Source organism: Spongiivirga sp. MCCC 1A20706, from assembly GCF_046524175.1.
Lineage (GTDB): Bacteria > Bacteroidota > Bacteroidia > Flavobacteriales > Flavobacteriaceae > Spongiivirga.
In genome coordinates, this window is sequence record NZ_JBEFZF010000004.1 from 411894 (window position 1) to 428381 (window position 16488).

Consider the following 16488-nt stretch of genomic DNA (forward strand, 5'->3'; position numbering starts at 1 on the left):
TTAGAGTGTGAGCATCCAAGTGCGCTGTAACTTTCTAAACTTTTTGAGCTCTTTCTTTAAAATGGGTAGGTAATCCTTTCCGTTGCTGTTTATCCTTTCTAGCCGTTTGCAATTATTGTATAGTTTACTTACCAAACGATTTACGGCTTCGACATGCTCATGCTTTTTATCAGAAAAACGAGCGCGCTCTGCATTTACGATTTCAGGAGTTAAGCAAGCGGATTGTTGAACGATATCTCCAGAGAAATAAATATGTTCGTCTTCTTCACCATTTTCAGATAAGGTACAAAGATCATGATTGATGTATGTGGATATACTTCTGGAAAGCACAATAATATCCATCGCCTTTTGATATAAAGGCATTTCCGAAAAATAAGAGTGAATATGCTGTGACATGATCTAACTAATAATACAAAGTTAGTGAGGGTTTTAAAGATTTATATTTAAAATCGAAAGCATATATTTTTTTTACTTTAAATTTGAATGTTTTATAAGATGATTTCTTTTGATATGGAGGTAGATGCTTTAAATTGGCAAATTTTGAAATGTTTGCATGAAAATGCAAGACAAAGCAATGCTCAAATCGGTCGTACGGTGGGTCTTACCTCTCCTGCGGTTGCTGAGCGCATTAAGAAAATGCAAGATGAGGGGTTAATCAAAGGATTTACCGCCAAAATAGACCACAATAAAACAACGAATCAGTTAAAAGCGGTAATCACCCTAAAAGCTTTTATGGGAAGATTAAAACCTTTTCTTGCCAAAGTATCAGATTTTAAAGAAGTACTGAACTGCTATCGCATAACAGGCAATGAAAATATCATTATGGAAGTTGTACTTCGAGATCAATTTCATTTAGAAGAACTCATTGATAAACTCATTACCTATGGTGAAACTAAAACCCATATTGTATTATCACATGTGGTTGACAATAGATTAATAAGTGAGAATCAGATCTAACTTAAGCTTCGTTATTATCTCTTTCTGGAACAGGATCATAACCTGAACCTCCCCAAGGATGACAGCTAAAAATCCGCTTTGTCGCCAACCAACCTCCTTTGAACAAGCCATGTTTTTTTAATGCTTCTATAGTATAGTGTGAACATGTTGGTGAATAGCGACAGGTTGCAGGAGTTAAAGGCGAAATAACAGTTTGATACACTCTTACAAGAAAAATGAAAGGTGCTATCAAAATCTTTTTTAACATGCTATACTGATCTGCGTTTAAGTACCTAGCTAATTGTAAATGTGGTACCATCTTTACCGTCTTTAAGCTCGATACCTAGTTCGGTAAGTTCATTTCTAATTTTATCAGAAGTAGCAAAATCTTTGTTGAGACGGGCCTCTGTTCTTAATTTGATAAGTAGCTCTACTACACCACCCAATTTTTCCTTACCATTGCCACTAGCAGTAGATTTGTTTTCAAGTCCTAGCACATCAAAAGTAAAAACATTCATAGTATTTTTTAACACTTGAAGCCCCTCTTGATCTATGGTCTCTTTTCCTTCTTTAATTAAGTTGATATACTTAATTCCTTCAAATAAGTGAGCAATGAGGATTGGTGTATTAAAGTCGTCATTCATTGCATCATAACATTGCTGTTCCCATTTTGCAATATCAATTGATGAACTATCAGATACCTTCAGATAGGCGATGAGTTCTATTCCGTCCATTAAACGGTTATAACCTTTTTCCGCAGCAAGAATGGCGTCATTACTAAAGTCTAAAATACTACGGTAATGGGCTTGAAGCATAAAAAAACGTGCAACAGCAGGTGAAAATGCTTTATTTAAGTGCGGATTATCACCGGTAAATATTTCAGTTGGTAGAATATTATTCCCGGTTGATTTTGCCATTTTCTTGCCATTTAAGGTAAGCATATTGGCATGCATCCAATAATTAACAGGGCTGCAACCGTACGAAGCTTCAGCTTGCGCAATTTCACATTCATGATGTGGGAACTTCAAATCCATTCCGCCACCATGAATATCGAATCGTTCGCCTAAATACTTAGTGCTCATAGCGGTGCACTCTAAATGCCAACCGGGAAAACCATCACCCCAGGGGCTTGGCCACCGCATAATATGTTTAGGCTCTGCTTTTTTCCATAGTGCAAAATCTTGCGGATTTTTCTTATCACTCTGTGCTTGCAATTCTCGGGTGTTGGCAATCATATCTTCTATTTTGCGACCACTTAACTTACCATAATCATTGGTTTCGTTAAACTTGACAACATCAAAATATACAGATCCGTTTATTTCATAAGCAAGTCCTTTTTCTAGAATATCCTTAACAATCTCTATTTGTTCAATAATATGTCCGGTTGCTGTGGGTTCAATACTTGGAGGTAAAAAATTGAACTTGTTTAAAATATTATGAAAATCAACTGTATATTTTTGAACCACTTCCATCGGTTCAATTTGTTCTAATCTTGCTTTTTTAGCAATTCTGTCTTCACCTTCATCTGCATCATTTTCTAAATGTCCAGCATCGGTAATATTCCGTACATACCGAACCTTATAACCCAAATGTTTAAAGTATCTGAATATCATATCAAAAGACATGAACGTGCGTACATTTCCTAAATGTACATTGCTGTATACCGTAGGGCCACATACATACATACCTACATGTGATTCGTTAATAGGTTTAAATTCTTCTTTTTTGCTGCTTAACGAGTTGTAAATGCGAATGGTTTGTTGCTTAGGTTGCATAAATAGCGTTTATGTGTACTTCAAGAAAAGTGAAGTTTACAAAAAGTTTGATTTAATAATTGATGAATGTTTGTCTTTGACTATAAAGGTGTTTCCAATTTGATGTAATCTAAGAGTTCACGACGAATCTCTTTTTGCTTGAATTTACCACCAAACTCCGCCGTAACAGTGCTGCTTTCAGTATGGTTTACTCCACGCGAATTAACGCAAAGATGTTTTGCGTCAATAATGCAAGCAACATCATCGGTATTCAGTACCTGCTGAAGTTCTTTAACTACTTGAATAGTCAAGCGTTCTTGAACTTGAGGGCGTTTTGCATAGTATTCTACAATACGATTCATTTTCGATAAACCAACAACGGTACCATTTGATATATATGCAATATGCGCGCGCCCTACTATAGGAAGCAAGTGATGCTCACAAGTAGAGTAAACGGTTATATTTTTTTCTACCAGCATTTCGCCATACTTGTATTTATTTTCAAAAGTTGAGGCTTTAGGTTTTCTTTTAGGATGTAGTCCACCAAAAATTTCTTTTACAAACATTTTGGCAACTCTACGAGGTGTTCCTCTTAAGCTGTCATCAGTCATATCAAGACCCAAAGTATGCATTATACTTGCTATGTCTTTCTCTATCATATCCATTTTTGTGGCGTCCTCTAGTTCGAAAGCATCATTTCGTAAGGGTGTTTCAGATGAGGTACCAACATGGCTATCACCCAACGCTTCAATTTCTTCCAGCACTTTATCTAATTTCATTGTTTTTAGACAAATAAATAATAATTGATTGCAAAGATAGTTATTTATTGCGGGACAAGTTATCTAATATTGATAGATGACTTTGCCAAATTAATCCCAAATATTTGAGCGAAATGTGTGTATTATGCGCTTATGAATAAAGCAAAGGACCTACTTATATTACTTGTTGCTATATTGGGAGTTAATATCCTAAGTGCACAAGTATGCGATATTGCTAAGCCTATTTGTTCTAATCAAGCGTTACAAGATAACAATGCAACAGATCCTTCTCCCGTAGAAATACAGGGGGTATGTGCTAATTTAACTGGTCAACGTACACTTTGGTACTTTATTAAGGCCGAAACCGCTGGAGAATTTACTTTTCAAATTGAAACGTCTAATAGTGTTATAGATTATGATTTTGCAGTTTATTTAAATGCTGATTGTGATAATTTGGGTACCGCCATCAGATCTTCATTTGCCTTACCAGCTACTAGTGGCCCGAATATAACCGGTTTGAGCTCCAATGCGACCGATGATTGTGAAACCCAACAGAATAGCGATGGTCAAGTACGGGCGATTAACGTTCAAGTGGGTGACGAGATTCTTATTGCCGTTGATCGTTTTTCAGACGTGGCAGACACTTTCCAAATCCTTTTCAACACCGGAGACAATAACAGTATGACTACTGACCCGCCTCCATTAAATTTTAATTGTGAGTTTGATCGTGATTTTTTTGCTGATACTGTTTCTGAGTGCGATGGCAATACTGTAACGCTGGATGCTACTATAGAAGATGCTGACACCTACGAATGGTTTTATGATAATGATACTTCTGATGGAGTGCCGGCTCAACTGCTTGCAGCAGAAACGAATTCGACATTAGAAATAACTTCAGGAGATGGAGAATATAGTATTCGTGCAACAAATAATGAAGGTGTTACCTTTTTAGATGCCATCACTGTAGGTTTTGTGACCGTTCCAGTGGCCAATACTATAGCAGATATTTTTGCCTGCCCTAATGGAGCTACACCAGGAATTTCCGATCAATTTGATGTTTCAGCAGTAGAAGCTACTTTAATTGGAGGCCAAACAGATGTATCCGTTAGTTTTACCGATGGAAATGGAAATGCTTTAGCCAGTCCGCTACCAAATTTTGTTACCAATAGTATTGCTAACCAAGAAACGATTACCGCACGTATTGCTAGTACTATAAATAGCAATTGTTTTTCGGAAACTACTTTCAACTTAGTAACGTATCAGCCACCGATTGTTCCTGTGTTAGATGATCCTGGAGCACCTTTTTTATGTGCTACCGGAGGTACTACTACAATTGGGACCGATTATAATAATTCTAATTATTCCTATGTGTGGTCGACAGGTGAGATCACCCCTACTATAACCGTAACATCAGCTGGTGAATATAGTGTGGAAGTTATTAATAATGAAAACGGGGTAGGATGTTCTACCATACAATCGATTACTGTTGGAGAATCTGATGTCGCCACGATTACCAACATTGAAGCTACTTTTTTTGCTGGAAATACCATCACAGTTACAGTAGAAGGTCCTGGAGATTATGAATTTCAACTAGGTTCTGGTGTATTTCAAGATTCCAATGTTTTTGAAAACGTCAGAGGAGGAGAATACGTGGTCACAGTAAATGATAAAAATGGCTGTGGCAGCGTTCAACAAACAGTAATTGTAGTAGATTATCCAAGGTTTTTTACCCCAAATAGCGACGGATTTAATGATACCTGGACCATTTCTTCGGACAGTTCGGTACCTATCAATTCAATTTTTATATATGACCGTTTTGGGAAATTACTAAAGCAGTTAGCGCCAGGAGGAAACGGATGGGATGGAAACTTCAACGGTAAACCATTGCCATCAAGTGACTATTGGTTTACCGTTAACTATACTCGGGATAATGTTCCTTTGGAGTTCAAAGGTCACTTTACCTTAAAGCGCTGATTTTATAGCTTGAAGGTTACCGTTACATTTACGTTGTTTATTGTGTTATCAATGTTGGCAACACTTGTTAATCCTATAGGATATAACGCTTGTCCGAATTCCTGCTGTGTTCTATCGTACGAAACATCTATTCTGGTACCCCCAAAACGATATCCTAAACCAGCAGAAAATCCGGTTTTCTCACTTGCTACATTCTCATCTTTAAAGGGACTGTCTTCAAAGTGATAACCGCCTCGCAAGCTCCATTCTTCTAGCCTAATTTCACCACCAATGCGATAGCTATTTACCGCTTGAAGCTGTGATTCAATGTTGTTATTCTCAACATTAAAGGCTGGGTCTGAGGTAGGCCGTAAACTAGCACTACTAAAATCAGTATAGCCGTAATCAAAACTTAGTAGTCCGTATTTATCGAATACGTAGGCAACACTTCCGGTTACTTTCGCAGGAGTATTAAGCCGATATTCTTCAAATAAGTTAATCACTCGGGGTCTCAGGTTTTCTTGAATTTCACCATTAGCGTTATTAGGGTCTGTTCTGAAAACTGTCAATGCTTCACGAGTTTCGTCTTGTAATCGATACCATGTTGGACTTTGGTAAGAAGCTCCTAAGCGCAGGCTAGGACCAACTTTTGCGATAGCACCAACTTGTAACGAAAATCCTGTTCCAGAGGTGAATACGGTGTCTTCATAGAGTACTTCTTTTACCGTAGAAGTTTCGTCAAAACCAATATCAGAAATTCTTCGAGTTTTTTCATAGTCCAAAACATGTGAGTTTAAATTAAGACCTAGATACAAATTGTCTTTGTATTGGGTTGCAAAGTTGAAGTTAAATTTTCTGTTATAACCAGAAGTAGCTTCTGTATATTGCTGATCCAAAGTATTGTAAATCGCAGCACTATTGTAGGCGGTATTGTCAGGATCATTATCGTCCACAGGATCGATCAAAAATCCTTGAAATGCTAATAATGCCTTCTGAGCTGCTTCAGTTTCATTTTCTCCTAAAAATTGATAAAGTTGATCTAGAGATTCGTTATCTCTTAAATTCAATAAATCTAATGGGGTTCCCTGGGCCAATTGATTAAAGTATTGATCGATACCCGTGGTTGCATTGTTACTTGCGGCAAATAACTGATTATTGAAGTCATTTGTGTTTTGAAAATTAAACCCAATAGTTAATTTACGCCACGGATTATTATCGGTGCTTTTAAAAACAAATATCGCACCTGCTTGACCTAGGTCGAATGTATTATCATTTGTTTCTCTTAGGCTATTAAAGTAATTAACATCATTTACTTTATTGGAATTACCTAAGGTCCCAGCGGCTTCACTATGGGCAAAAACCGCCCCTCCTGCTGGGTTAATAGATGTCGCTGAAAAATCACCACCTAGGGCACCAAATGCACCGCTCATACTTCTAAATCGAGCAGTTCCCCCCAAATTATCTTGACTAAATAGCAAAGCGTCATTTAAGGTTTGGGCATAGGTTGTACTGATAGCAATAGCTGCTATGATTGAAAAGAATATCTTTTTCATACTATATTGTAAATAGAACTGATTTTAAATTGAAACCGAATTAAGAACGTCCACCTCTTCGTCCACCGGAGCTACGACCTGAACTTCTACTGGAACTTCTTCCAGAGCTTGAACGTGCCGAACTTCTAGATGAACCACTGCTTCTTGAATAGCCTGAACTGCGTCGACTTGAACTTGATCTTGAATAACCTGAACTTCTTCTAGTTGTTCCGCTAGATCTTGAGTAGCCTGAACTACGTCTGGTAGCTGTTCCGCTGGATGATCTACTAGTTCCTGATGATCTTCGAGAAATACCACTTGAGTTTGATCGACTATAGGTTCCTGAACGTCTTGCAACTGATGTTCCTCTCCGTCTTACAGTGCTGCTATTATCAACGCCCACACGTCTCCCGCGGTACGTAGAACTACGTCTTGCTGTGCTGCCACGTCTTACAGCTGAACCTCTGCTATTCGCAGTTAATGCATTACCAAGCCTATTATAATATGCCGACCTTCTTCCGTTATTGAACGCTATGCGATTATTATATCCGAAGCGACCAAAACGACCATAACCCCAGTAGTTGTTCCATCCCCAACCAAAACCAGGACCCCATCCGCCAAAAGCCCATGCATTATTCCAGCCCCAGCCCCAACCGGGACCAAAACCACCAAACCAAGGATCGTTCCATCCCCATCCCCATCCAGGTCCGAAGCCACCGCCCCAGCCCCAACCGGGTCCGAAGCCGCCCCAGCCCCATCCAAAGCGATTAAATCCTCCCCAGCCGAATCCAGGACCCCAATTGTTGCCCCAAACGTTTATTGATATTGACGAAGGGTTATCCCCCCAACCAACACCTTGGTTGTCGGTATAGGTTAAACCCTCTCCGCTAAGTTGATCGGGTTCGTTTACACTTGAATAAGAGTCGATATCGGTAAATACCGAATCGCGCTCCATTTGAGCCGCTGCTATTTCATATTCATCTGCTTTACGGTCAAAATAGTTTTTATAAACGTCGGTTGTTGTATTTTCTGTAGGAGGCGCAACTTGTCTTTGTTGAGTCACTCTTTTCCTTGTTTGTGCATCAGCTGATACATAAATACCATCATCGTAATAAGATGATTGCTGGTACGATCCACAGGAAGCGAGAATTAATATCATTACCACTAAAAAAGCAGCTTGTATATGTTTGGCGTTCATTATGTAGTTGCGTTTCATAACTCCATCGAATTTATTGTTGAACATTACAAATTTAGTTAGTTTTGCGCTACTAAATTTTTATTTAACAAGGTCACAAATTTTGTGCCAAACTACTGGTAAATGGCTAAAAAACTAACGAAAAGAAGCGAAGATTATTCTAAATGGTATAATGAATTGGTAGTAAAAGCTGATTTAGCTGAAAATTCGGCTGTACGTGGTTGTATGGTAATAAAACCATATGGTTATGCTATTTGGGAAAAAATGCAAGCGGAATTGGATAGAATGTTTAAGGAGACGGGGCATCAAAATGCATATTTTCCGCTCTTTGTGCCAAAAAGTCTTTTCGAAGCTGAAGAAAAAAATGCCGAAGGTTTTGCCAAGGAATGTGCGGTAGTTACCCATTATCGTTTACAAAATGATCCGAATAAAGAAGGGAAGTTGCGAGTTGATCCGGAAGCAAAGTTGGAGGAGGAGTTAGTAGTTCGCCCGACTAGTGAGGCAATTATATGGAATACCTATAAAGGTTGGATTCAATCATATAGAGATCTTCCAATTCTTGTGAACCAATGGGCGAATGTGGTTCGTTGGGAAATGCGTACCCGCTTATTTCTTAGAACGGCTGAGTTTTTATGGCAAGAGGGGCATACTGCCCATGCAGATAAAACCGAAGCTGTTGAAGAAGCCGCACAAATGCAAGAAGTATATGCGACTTTTGCAGAAGAGTTTATGGCAATGCCAGTAATTAAAGGAGTAAAAACAGATAGTGAACGTTTTGCAGGTGCAGAAGAAACCTATACTATTGAGGCATTGATGCAAGATGGTAAGGCATTACAGGCCGGAACATCCCATTTTCTAGGGCAGAATTTTGCAAAAGCATTTGATGTCAAGTTCGCTACAAAAGAAGGAAAACTTGATCATGTTTGGGCTACTTCGTGGGGGGTGAGTACTCGCTTAATTGGTGGGTTAATAATGACGCATAGTGATGATCACGGATTAGTGTTACCGCCAAAGTTGGCGCCCATACAGGTTGTGATCGTCCCTATTTATAAAAGCGAAGAAGAACTTAACAGAATTTCGGAAGTTGCTAAAGAATTGCAGCGGGATCTTAGAAATGTCGGGATTAGCGTAAAATTCGATGATCGTGATACGCATAAACCAGGTTGGAAGTTCGCTCAATACGAATTGCAAGGAGTGCCTTTACGAATTGGTATTGGCCCTAAAGATTTGGAGAAAAGAACAGTTGAATTAGCCAGAAGGGATACACTTACTAAAGAGTTTATTGCGAAAGATGATGTTGTAAGTAAAGTGAAGAATCTATTAGTTGAAATCCAAGATGCGCTTTTTGCCAAGGCTGAAGCCTATAGGAATGAGCATATAACGGAGGTCAATAGTTTTGAAGAGTTTGAACATGTAATTCAGGAAAAAGGTGGTTTTGTATCTGCTCACTGGGATGGTACGGAAGAGACTGAAGATGAAATAAAAAAACGCACCAAAGCAACCATTAGATGTATACCTAATAACGCTGATAATGAGCAGGGTAGTTGCGTATTTAGCGGTAAACCTTCTTCTAAACGAGTGTTGTTTGCGAAGGCGTATTAATTGCTCTTAAAAAAGTAGTTTATCCTCTTGCAGATATTGGAAATAGTTGTATTTTTGCACCCGCCTACCGAAATAGGTATTTCCTAATTTGGTTTTATGGCCCGTTCGTCTATCGGTTAGGACGCCAGGTTTTCATCCTGGAAAGAGGGGTTCGATTCCCCTACGGGCTACTTTCTTGATTTAGAATTCTAAATTGAAGAAAAGGCCCGTTCGTCTATCGGTTAGGACGCCAGGTTTTCATCCTGGAAAGAGGGGTTCGATTCCCCTACGGGCTACCATTAAAATAATAATAGTATTGTAATACCATCATTATGGCAAACCATAAGTCAGCTTTAAAAAGAATTCGTAGTAATGAGACAAGACGTCTAAGAAATAGATATCAGCACAAAACGACTCGTAATGCGATTAAAAAATTAAGAGAATTAACAGAAAAGAAAGATGCCGAAGCATTATACCCTTCTGTTGTTTCAATGATTGACAGATTAGCAAAGCGTAATATTATTCACGCTAACAAAGCCGCTAACTTAAAATCTAAATTAGCAAAGCACGTAGCTGCGCTATAAGTTTACGACTTTTTGCTTGAAAAAGATTCAAAGGCTCTTACTGCACTGCGGTAAGGGCTTTTTCTATTTGTAGTTATTTCTGTATTCGTAACCTCATTAAGTTCTCATAATAAATCAATAATCTCCTTTTAAAAATACCGTTGAGATTAGTATGATTACCTTCTGAAAATCAAATGAATAAAAAAACCTGCAAGTTTTAAAGTTTGCAGGTTTTTTATTTGTTACAATGGATTGTTACTGATTCATGGTCAGCAAAAACTCCTCATTGTTTTTCGTCTGTCTAAAGCGATCATTAATAAATTCCATAGCCTCGACAGGATTCATATCAGCTAAATATTTACGCATAATCCACATTCTCTGGATGGTTACTTCGTCTAACAATAAATCGTCACGACGTGTACTTGATGAAGTAAGGTCAATAGCAGGGAATATTCTTCGGTTTGCAATCTTACGATCTAATTGAAGCTCCATGTTACCGGTGCCTTTAAATTCTTCGAATATCACCTCGTCCATCTTCGATCCTGTTTCCGTCAATGCTGTAGCAATGATCGAGAGTGATCCACCACCTTCAATATTACGCGCGGCACCAAAGAAACGCTTTGGCTTATGTAATGCATTTGCATCAACACCACCACTCAATATTTTTCCTGATGCTGGTTGTACCGTATTGTAAGCTCGCGCCAAACGAGTAATAGAATCTAATAAAATCACTACATCGTGACCACATTCTACCAGGCGTTTCGCTTTTTCCAATACAATATTGGCAATTTTCACGTGCTCGTGCGCTTCTTTATCGAAAGTAGAAGCAATTACTTCACCGCGTACGTTACGCTGCATATCGGTTACCTCTTCCGGACGTTCGTCAATAAGAAGAATCATTTGATACACTTCGGGATGATTGGCTGCGATAGCGTTTGCAACATCCTTTAGCAACATAGTTTTACCAGTTTTTGGTTGCGATACAATCATACCACGCTGTCCTTTCCCAATAGGTGAAAACAGATCCATAATTCTGCTAGAAATGGTACTTTGCTTTTCAGCAATATTAAATTTTTCTTGCGGAAATAAAGGTGTTAAATGCTCAAACGATACCCGGTCGCGAACCACATTAGGATCTAAGCCATTAATCTTTGCAACCTTAATCAAAGGAAAATACTTTTCTCCTTCTTTTGGTGGTCTTACATTACCAAGAACAGTATCTCCTGTTTTTAATCCGAAAAGCCGAATTTGAGATTGCGATACATAAATATCATCAGGCGAGGATAAGTAATTATAGTCAGATGAACGCAAGAAACCATATCCGTCTTGCATGATATCTAATACGCCTTCACTTTCAATAATACCATCAAATTCAAAATCAGGTTCGCGGTAGCGGTTGCGTTCTTTTTTAGATTGCCCATTACCGGTGTTCTGATTATTTTGATGCTTATTTTGATGTTTTTGATTACGATTATCACGATCTCTGCGGTCTCTTTTTTGGTTTTGACCTTTATCATGATCTTTGGAAGACTCTTCCCTTGGTTTACTATGATCTCCTTGTTTTGGTTGTTTATCCTTTGAAGCTGTATTAGCTGATTCTTTTGAATCTTTCTGGAGATCTAAACTTACTTGTGCACTATCTTTTTTATCAGATTTTTCGTTGGCAGTCTTGTTTACACGTTTCCTTTTAGGTTTAGCAGCTGGTTTTGACTCTGCATTATCTTTTGGGTTGGCTGCCTGTATATCAAGTATTTGATAAACTAGGTCTAATTTTTTTAATGTACGGTATTTGGGGACATTAAGATTTTTAGCAATTTCCTGTAACTCAGGAAGCTTTTTTTGCTTTAATTCTGAAATTTCGAACATGTATAATTAAAATAGTATAAAGTATATTTTGTAATGAAATTTGATGACGGAGAGCCAAAAAATTGATGGGGTGTCGCAGCTAAAGACATTCGTGGCTGCGTTGTTCATGCAATGATACAACAATATTTGATATTTCAAAATAATTCAAGCAGATATCAAAGCTTTTTTTAATAATATTAGTGGTTAAATGGGTTTTATATTTTAAATATTCATTTATTTTTGCAATCCTAAAAGCAAGAAACGTGCTGCAACGCATTCAAACAGTATACTTATTAATTGTATCTTTGGTTATGGGGCTAGGTTGGTTATGGACACCACTATATACCAATGCAAAAGATGAGCAAGTGTTTGCAATAGACAATATATATGTGATGTGTGCTTTTATTGCCTGTTCCGTTTTAGCACTAATAAGCATATTTGCTTTTAAGAAGAGACAAAATCAATTTGTGTTAAACAGATTGAACATGATATTTAACGTTACTTTATTAGGAGTATTGGTGTATTGGTCACTAAGTATATCTGGAGAAACTTCGGTTTCTGAGAAAGGTATTGAGAAACTTATTCCTTTTGGGTCTTTTTTGCCGATTATTTCTATCGTTTTTCTTGTATTGGCTAACAAGGCAATTAAAAAGGATGAGGATCTTGTAAAATCAGTTGATCGACTTCGATAAACCTATAATCTTAGTAGTATTAGTGCGTAAGCCCTGACGATTTTCGTTGGGGCTTTTTTGTTTATAGGGTAAAAGGTAAAGGGTGAAAGGTGAACGTTCTAAAAAATTCTTCAAGTTAAATTATCGGATGATATTAATGTTGCCGAAGTTTGCAAAGAGTATCGATTTAATACTTTTATCAACTATCTAACTACATCAACTTGCATCAAAATATTGTTAAGCGGCCACTCTTGCTTGTCTACTGGCTGTTCGGCAATTTTATCTACTACATGCATCCCCTTGGTTACATAACCGAAAACAGTATGACTACCATCTAAATGTGGAGAGCCTTTAGCTGCTTGAACGATAAAAAATTCATAAGGAGATGATAATTTATGTGGATTATCATTCTCGCTACTAGGCATAGAAACTGCCCCACGACGATGTTTGTGGTTAGGTCTGAATTCAGGTGGAAGTAAATAACGACCAATATCCCTTCGTTTTCTTCCAATTTTTGGATTATCAGAACTACCACCTTGTATTACAAAGCCTTTCGCTACACGATGAAACTGTGTGTCATTATAATATTGTTGCTTTGCCAAAAAAATCATGTTTGCGCGGTGATAGGGTGTATCTTTATTTAAGGTAATCTCGAACGATCCAAATTCAGTGGTTACACGAACAACACGCTCTTTATTTTCTTTTTCAAATTGTTGTAAAAACGGGATAGCCGTTTCCTTAGACATTATTGGCCCTTTATCCGCTTCCTCTGTAACCGTTTCTTCTATTTCCTGTTTAATCAGGGCTGTATCTTCAATAGCATGTTCAACCGACTCTTCTTTTGAAGTTTCTTTCTTTTTACCAGTGCAGGCCACTACAAAAAATAGTAGTAATATTGTTATGCGATAAGCGTATTGCATGCTATGAAATTTGATTCTTTTTTAAAGGCGATTCCAAAAATAAAAAATCTGGACTTACCGGGTGAGGAAGTACAGCTTAAAATGGCTCCAATTCAACGAAGAGAAGAGCTTAAAGCGATTACTTCAAATCCCAAAAAACCCAAAAAGGCTGCTGTACTCTGTCTTTTTTATCCTGATGAAAGCAACCATAGTCGTTTTGTACTTATTTTGAGAAAAACGTACAAAGGTGTACATAGTAATCAAGTGGGGTTTCCAGGAGGAAAGGTTGAAAAAGATGATATTGACCTAGAGTATACCGCTCTTCGTGAAACCGAAGAAGAAGTTGGTGTACCTGCTGATGAAGTTGTGGTGTATAAGCAATGTTCGTCTATTTATATACCACCAAGTAATTTTGTGGTTCAACCATTTATTGGAATGATTCATAAAACACCCTTCTTTGTACCCCAAGAAAGTGAAGTAGAAGCTATTTTGGAAGTACCATTAGCAGACTTTCTTTCAGAAAAATCGGTTATTTCTAAGAACCTAAAAACTTCGTATGCTTCACAAATCGAAGTACCCGCTTTTTTGCTAAATGATCAGGTGGTTTGGGGTGCAACTGCAATGATGTTAAGTGAGATTAAACAGCTACTCAAAGAAATTTTATAGGGCAAACTTAATTTTGTTTGTAAATTTGCTGTTCGCTAAAACCTAAATTTATATATGGCCTTGTTTAAAAGGAATCCTTTCGGGCACATACTTTTTCTTAAAAAATTTGTTATTCGAATGTTCGGGGTTTTGACCCATGGCCGCTATCGTGGTTTCAATTCTTTAGACATTGAAGGTTCTGATATTATTAAAGACCTTCCGGAAAATGGCGTATTATTCGTATCGAACCATCAAACTTATTTTGCCGATGTGGTAGCCATGTTTCATGTATTTAATGCCAGTTTAAAGGGGCGAGAAGATTCGATTAAAAATATTGGCTATATCTGGCAACCAAAACTAAACATCTATTATGTTGCGGCTTTAGAGACGATGAGTTCAGGACTATTGCCAAAAATTTTGGCCTACGCTGGCGCTATTAGTGTATCTAGAACTTGGAGAGAAAAAGGAAAAGAGATTAAGCGGGAAGTAAATGCACAAGATACAGAGAATGTAGGGATTGCTTTAGAAGATGGTTGGGTCATTACTTTTCCGCAAGGGACAACCAAACCTTGGAAACCTATTAGAAAAGGCACAGCACATATTATAAAACAATACAAACCGATTGTTGTGCCTATAGTTATTGATGGATTTAGACGATCGTTTGACAAAAAAGGTCTCCGGATCAAGAAAAAAGGGATTCTGCAATCAATGGAGATCAAAAAACCCCTAGATATTGACTATGAAAATGAGTCTATTGAAGAAATCGTCGAAAAAATTGAATACGCTATTGAGCAACACCCTTCCTTTTTAAAGGTAATTCCTACCGAAGAAATTGAAGCTGAAGAAGAATTAAATAAGCAGCGAAAGTGGCAGTATTAAGGCTGTTTACAATTACCTATTTCTAATAAACTCAAACCTCTAGTTTCTTTAACTCTTTGTAATTTTTATGGAGGGTTCTTAATAAGAGTCCATACACTAGCTGATATAACAGCCAGATTACTCCAATAATAAAGATCGTTATGACCAATATGATAGCAATTAAAATTAAATAAGCGACCAAATGGTTGTTTTTCTCATATAGATCTAAAAATATAGGTGAAACAGAAGTAGCTAAAAATAAACCGGTCATAACAAACAAACCACCTGCGACTAAACTTACAGTAATATAATTCTTCACAGTGCGTCTAGCTACGATTATATTTTTCATCAACGTCTTAGCGTCGTCATCCACACTAATCTTCTTGTAGTTTTTATAAAACTTGACAGCATAATAAATAATAATAAGACAGGCGACTGTTTCAAAAACAACAGGTAGCCAACTGTAATCGTGTTGACCATCATTAAGAATAAAATTCTCATTAGAGTGGGAAAAGGACCAAATTGTTGAGATTATACCAATCAACAGCTCTATCACACTAATGTAAAAAATCCATTTTACTTTTGACGAGGATTTTTTATATAACATCTTATAAATATCGTCTTTTGAGACTTGCGGATCTTTGCGCAAGTTCCAGTCTTTTTTAAGCAATTCTAATTCATCCATAACATTACGGATTTAGTATTTTTTTAAGTTTGGTTTTCACCCTATTCATTTTTACACGGGCATTCACTTCGCTAATACCCATAGTATCTGAAATTTCCTTATAATTTTTATCTTCTAAATACAAAAAGACCAAAGCTTTTTCAATATCATTTAACTGATGAATGGCCTGATACATTAGCTTAAGTTGCTCTTCCTCGGTATCATCATATTCCTGTGCTGAAAGCTTAAATTGAATACTGTCAATTTCTTGAGTGCGTATCGCTTTTTTAGACTTTCGATAAAGAGTTATCGCGGTATTTAATCCAACTCGATACATCCAGGTACTAAACTTGGCATCGCCTCTAAACTTCGGATACGCTTTCCAAAGTTGAATAGTAATTTCCTGGAAAAGATCGTTATGCGCATTGTAATTATTAGTATAAATACGGCAAACCTTATGAATGATATTCTGGTTTTCTTCCAGCAATTTCACAAAACTATGTTCAACTTCTTTCGTCACGCAGGTTAGAGTTATGTTTATTTGTAGTCTTTCCTTATGCAACGTTACACTTTTTTTAAATTATTTTTAACGTCTATAACTAGATATCCAATTAGCCATTTTATTTTTACCAAC

Annotated in this window: 17 protein-coding genes and 2 tRNA genes; 9 read left to right on the forward strand and 10 right to left on the reverse strand. The window is 37.3% G+C overall.

What is annotated here, in order from left to right; all coding sequences use genetic code 11:
- A complete protein-coding gene (locus tag ABN763_RS12135) occupies positions 1-396 on the reverse strand; it encodes a hypothetical protein (protein ID WP_410485738.1) in 396 nt (131 codons plus the stop codon).
- Positions 397-510: 114 nt separating this feature from the next.
- Here ABN763_RS12135 and ABN763_RS12140 point away from each other — a divergent pair, with 114 nt between their 5' ends.
- Entirely contained in the window at positions 511-957 is a 447-nt protein-coding gene (locus tag ABN763_RS12140; RefSeq protein WP_410485830.1) for an Lrp/AsnC family transcriptional regulator, read from the forward strand.
- Between the two features lies 1 nt (position 958).
- Here the strand turns inward: ABN763_RS12140 and yidD are convergent, their stop codons facing one another.
- From yidD to folE, 3 genes are all read right to left on the reverse strand, one after another.
- Positions 959-1204: a membrane protein insertion efficiency factor YidD gene (gene yidD / locus ABN763_RS12145; protein WP_410485739.1), complete on the reverse strand. Its 246-nt coding sequence runs from the start codon at positions 1202-1204 to the stop codon at positions 959-961.
- A 25-nt stretch (positions 1205-1229) separates the two neighbouring features.
- Positions 1230-2711 carry a cysteine--tRNA ligase gene (cysS, locus tag ABN763_RS12150; RefSeq protein ID WP_410485740.1) on the reverse strand — a complete coding sequence of 494 codons (1482 nt, stop codon included), beginning with the start codon at positions 2709-2711 and terminating at the stop codon, positions 1230-1232.
- 80 nt (positions 2712-2791) lie between these two features.
- Positions 2792-3469 carry a GTP cyclohydrolase I FolE gene (gene folE, locus ABN763_RS12155; RefSeq protein ID WP_410485741.1) on the reverse strand — a complete coding sequence of 226 codons (678 nt, stop codon included), beginning with the start codon at positions 3467-3469 and terminating at the stop codon, positions 2792-2794.
- A 132-nt stretch (positions 3470-3601) separates the two neighbouring features.
- On the opposite strand from folE, the gene ABN763_RS12160 reads away from it, so the two are divergent.
- Entirely contained in the window at positions 3602-5422 is a 1821-nt protein-coding gene (locus tag ABN763_RS12160) for a T9SS type B sorting domain-containing protein (protein WP_410485742.1), read from the forward strand.
- Between the two features lie 2 nt (positions 5423-5424).
- Here the strand turns inward: ABN763_RS12160 and ABN763_RS12165 are convergent, their stop codons facing one another.
- Together ABN763_RS12165 and ABN763_RS12170 are read right to left on the reverse strand one after the other, a co-directional pair.
- Positions 5425-6954: an OmpP1/FadL family transporter gene (locus ABN763_RS12165; protein WP_410485743.1), complete on the reverse strand. Its 1530-nt coding sequence runs from the start codon at positions 6952-6954 to the stop codon at positions 5425-5427.
- Positions 6955-6994: 40 nt separating this feature from the next.
- Positions 6995-8149, reverse strand: coding sequence for a hypothetical protein (locus tag ABN763_RS12170; RefSeq protein WP_410485744.1), 1155 nt, complete (start codon positions 8147-8149; stop codon positions 6995-6997).
- Between the two features lie 102 nt (positions 8150-8251).
- On the opposite strand from ABN763_RS12170, the gene proS reads away from it, so the two are divergent.
- The 4 genes from proS to rpsT all read left to right on the forward strand — a co-directional run bounded on the left by proS (position 8252) and on the right by rpsT (position 10293).
- Positions 8252-9730, forward strand: a complete 1479-nt coding sequence (proS, locus tag ABN763_RS12175) for a proline--tRNA ligase (protein WP_410485745.1) — start codon at positions 8252-8254, stop codon at positions 9728-9730.
- A 98-nt stretch (positions 9731-9828) separates the two neighbouring features.
- Positions 9829-9900 (forward strand) — tRNA-Glu (locus ABN763_RS12180).
- 33 nt (positions 9901-9933) lie between these two features.
- A tRNA-Glu gene (locus ABN763_RS12185) sits at positions 9934-10008 on the forward strand.
- Between the two features lie 33 nt (positions 10009-10041).
- Positions 10042-10293, forward strand: coding sequence for a 30S ribosomal protein S20 (gene rpsT / locus ABN763_RS12190; RefSeq protein ID WP_410485746.1), 252 nt, complete (start codon positions 10042-10044; stop codon positions 10291-10293).
- Positions 10294-10527: 234 nt separating this feature from the next.
- Here the strand turns inward: rpsT and rho are convergent, their stop codons facing one another.
- Complete coding sequence (gene rho / locus ABN763_RS12195) at positions 10528-12138, reverse strand: transcription termination factor Rho (protein ID WP_410485747.1); 1611 nt, start codon at positions 12136-12138, stop codon at positions 10528-10530.
- 242 nt (positions 12139-12380) lie between these two features.
- Here rho and ABN763_RS12200 point away from each other — a divergent pair, with 242 nt between their 5' ends.
- Positions 12381-12809: a DUF4293 domain-containing protein gene (locus tag ABN763_RS12200; RefSeq protein WP_410485748.1), complete on the forward strand. Its 429-nt coding sequence runs from the start codon at positions 12381-12383 to the stop codon at positions 12807-12809.
- 182 nt (positions 12810-12991) lie between these two features.
- Here ABN763_RS12200 and ABN763_RS12205 read toward each other — a convergent pair whose 3' ends face one another.
- Positions 12992-13708: a peptidylprolyl isomerase gene (locus ABN763_RS12205; RefSeq protein ID WP_410485749.1), complete on the reverse strand. Its 717-nt coding sequence runs from the start codon at positions 13706-13708 to the stop codon at positions 12992-12994.
- A gap of 3 nt (positions 13709-13711) precedes the next feature.
- Between ABN763_RS12205 and ABN763_RS12210 the strand changes: the two genes are divergently transcribed.
- Complete coding sequence (locus ABN763_RS12210) at positions 13712-14353, forward strand: NUDIX hydrolase (RefSeq protein WP_410485750.1); 642 nt, start codon at positions 13712-13714, stop codon at positions 14351-14353.
- A 54-nt stretch (positions 14354-14407) separates the two neighbouring features.
- Positions 14408-15211, forward strand: a complete 804-nt coding sequence (locus ABN763_RS12215; protein ID WP_410485751.1) for a lysophospholipid acyltransferase family protein — start codon at positions 14408-14410, stop codon at positions 15209-15211.
- A 31-nt stretch (positions 15212-15242) separates the two neighbouring features.
- Here the strand turns inward: ABN763_RS12215 and ABN763_RS12220 are convergent, their stop codons facing one another.
- Both ABN763_RS12220 and ABN763_RS12225 read right to left on the reverse strand, forming a co-directional pair.
- On the reverse strand, positions 15243-15875 hold the full coding sequence (locus ABN763_RS12220; protein WP_410485752.1) for a hypothetical protein: 633 nt from the start codon (positions 15873-15875) through the stop codon (positions 15243-15245).
- Positions 15876-15879: 4 nt separating this feature from the next.
- A complete protein-coding gene (locus ABN763_RS12225; protein WP_410485753.1) occupies positions 15880-16374 on the reverse strand; it encodes an RNA polymerase sigma factor in 495 nt (164 codons plus the stop codon).
- Between the last annotated feature and the right edge of the window lie 114 nt (positions 16375-16488).

Excerpts from the sequence above, each read along its gene's own strand:
- ABN763_RS12135 (WP_410485738.1), bottom strand. The coding sequence starts at position 396 with ATGTCACAGCATATTCACTCTTATTTTTCGGAAATGCCTTTATATCAA.
- ABN763_RS12140 (WP_410485830.1), top strand. The coding sequence starts at position 511 with ATGGAGGTAGATGCTTTAAATTGGCAAATTTTGAAATGTTTGCATGAA.
- yidD (WP_410485739.1), bottom strand. The coding sequence starts at position 1,204 with ATGTTAAAAAAGATTTTGATAGCACCTTTCATTTTTCTTGTAAGAGTG.
- cysS (WP_410485740.1), bottom strand. The coding sequence starts at position 2,711 with ATGCAACCTAAGCAACAAACCATTCGCATTTACAACTCGTTAAGCAGC.
- folE (WP_410485741.1), bottom strand. The coding sequence starts at position 3,469 with ATGAAATTAGATAAAGTGCTGGAAGAAATTGAAGCGTTGGGTGATAGC.
- ABN763_RS12160 (WP_410485742.1), top strand. The coding sequence starts at position 3,602 with ATGAATAAAGCAAAGGACCTACTTATATTACTTGTTGCTATATTGGGA.
- ABN763_RS12165 (WP_410485743.1), bottom strand. The coding sequence starts at position 6,954 with ATGAAAAAGATATTCTTTTCAATCATAGCAGCTATTGCTATCAGTACA.
- ABN763_RS12170 (WP_410485744.1), bottom strand. The coding sequence starts at position 8,149 with ATGAAACGCAACTACATAATGAACGCCAAACATATACAAGCTGCTTTT.
- proS (WP_410485745.1), top strand. The coding sequence starts at position 8,252 with ATGGCTAAAAAACTAACGAAAAGAAGCGAAGATTATTCTAAATGGTAT.
- rpsT (WP_410485746.1), top strand. The coding sequence starts at position 10,042 with ATGGCAAACCATAAGTCAGCTTTAAAAAGAATTCGTAGTAATGAGACA.
- rho (WP_410485747.1), bottom strand. The coding sequence starts at position 12,138 with ATGTTCGAAATTTCAGAATTAAAGCAAAAAAAGCTTCCTGAGTTACAG.
- ABN763_RS12205 (WP_410485749.1), bottom strand. The coding sequence starts at position 13,708 with ATGCAATACGCTTATCGCATAACAATATTACTACTATTTTTTGTAGTG.
- ABN763_RS12210 (WP_410485750.1), top strand. The coding sequence starts at position 13,712 with ATGAAATTTGATTCTTTTTTAAAGGCGATTCCAAAAATAAAAAATCTG.
- ABN763_RS12215 (WP_410485751.1), top strand. The coding sequence starts at position 14,408 with ATGGCCTTGTTTAAAAGGAATCCTTTCGGGCACATACTTTTTCTTAAA.
- ABN763_RS12220 (WP_410485752.1), bottom strand. The coding sequence starts at position 15,875 with ATGGATGAATTAGAATTGCTTAAAAAAGACTGGAACTTGCGCAAAGAT.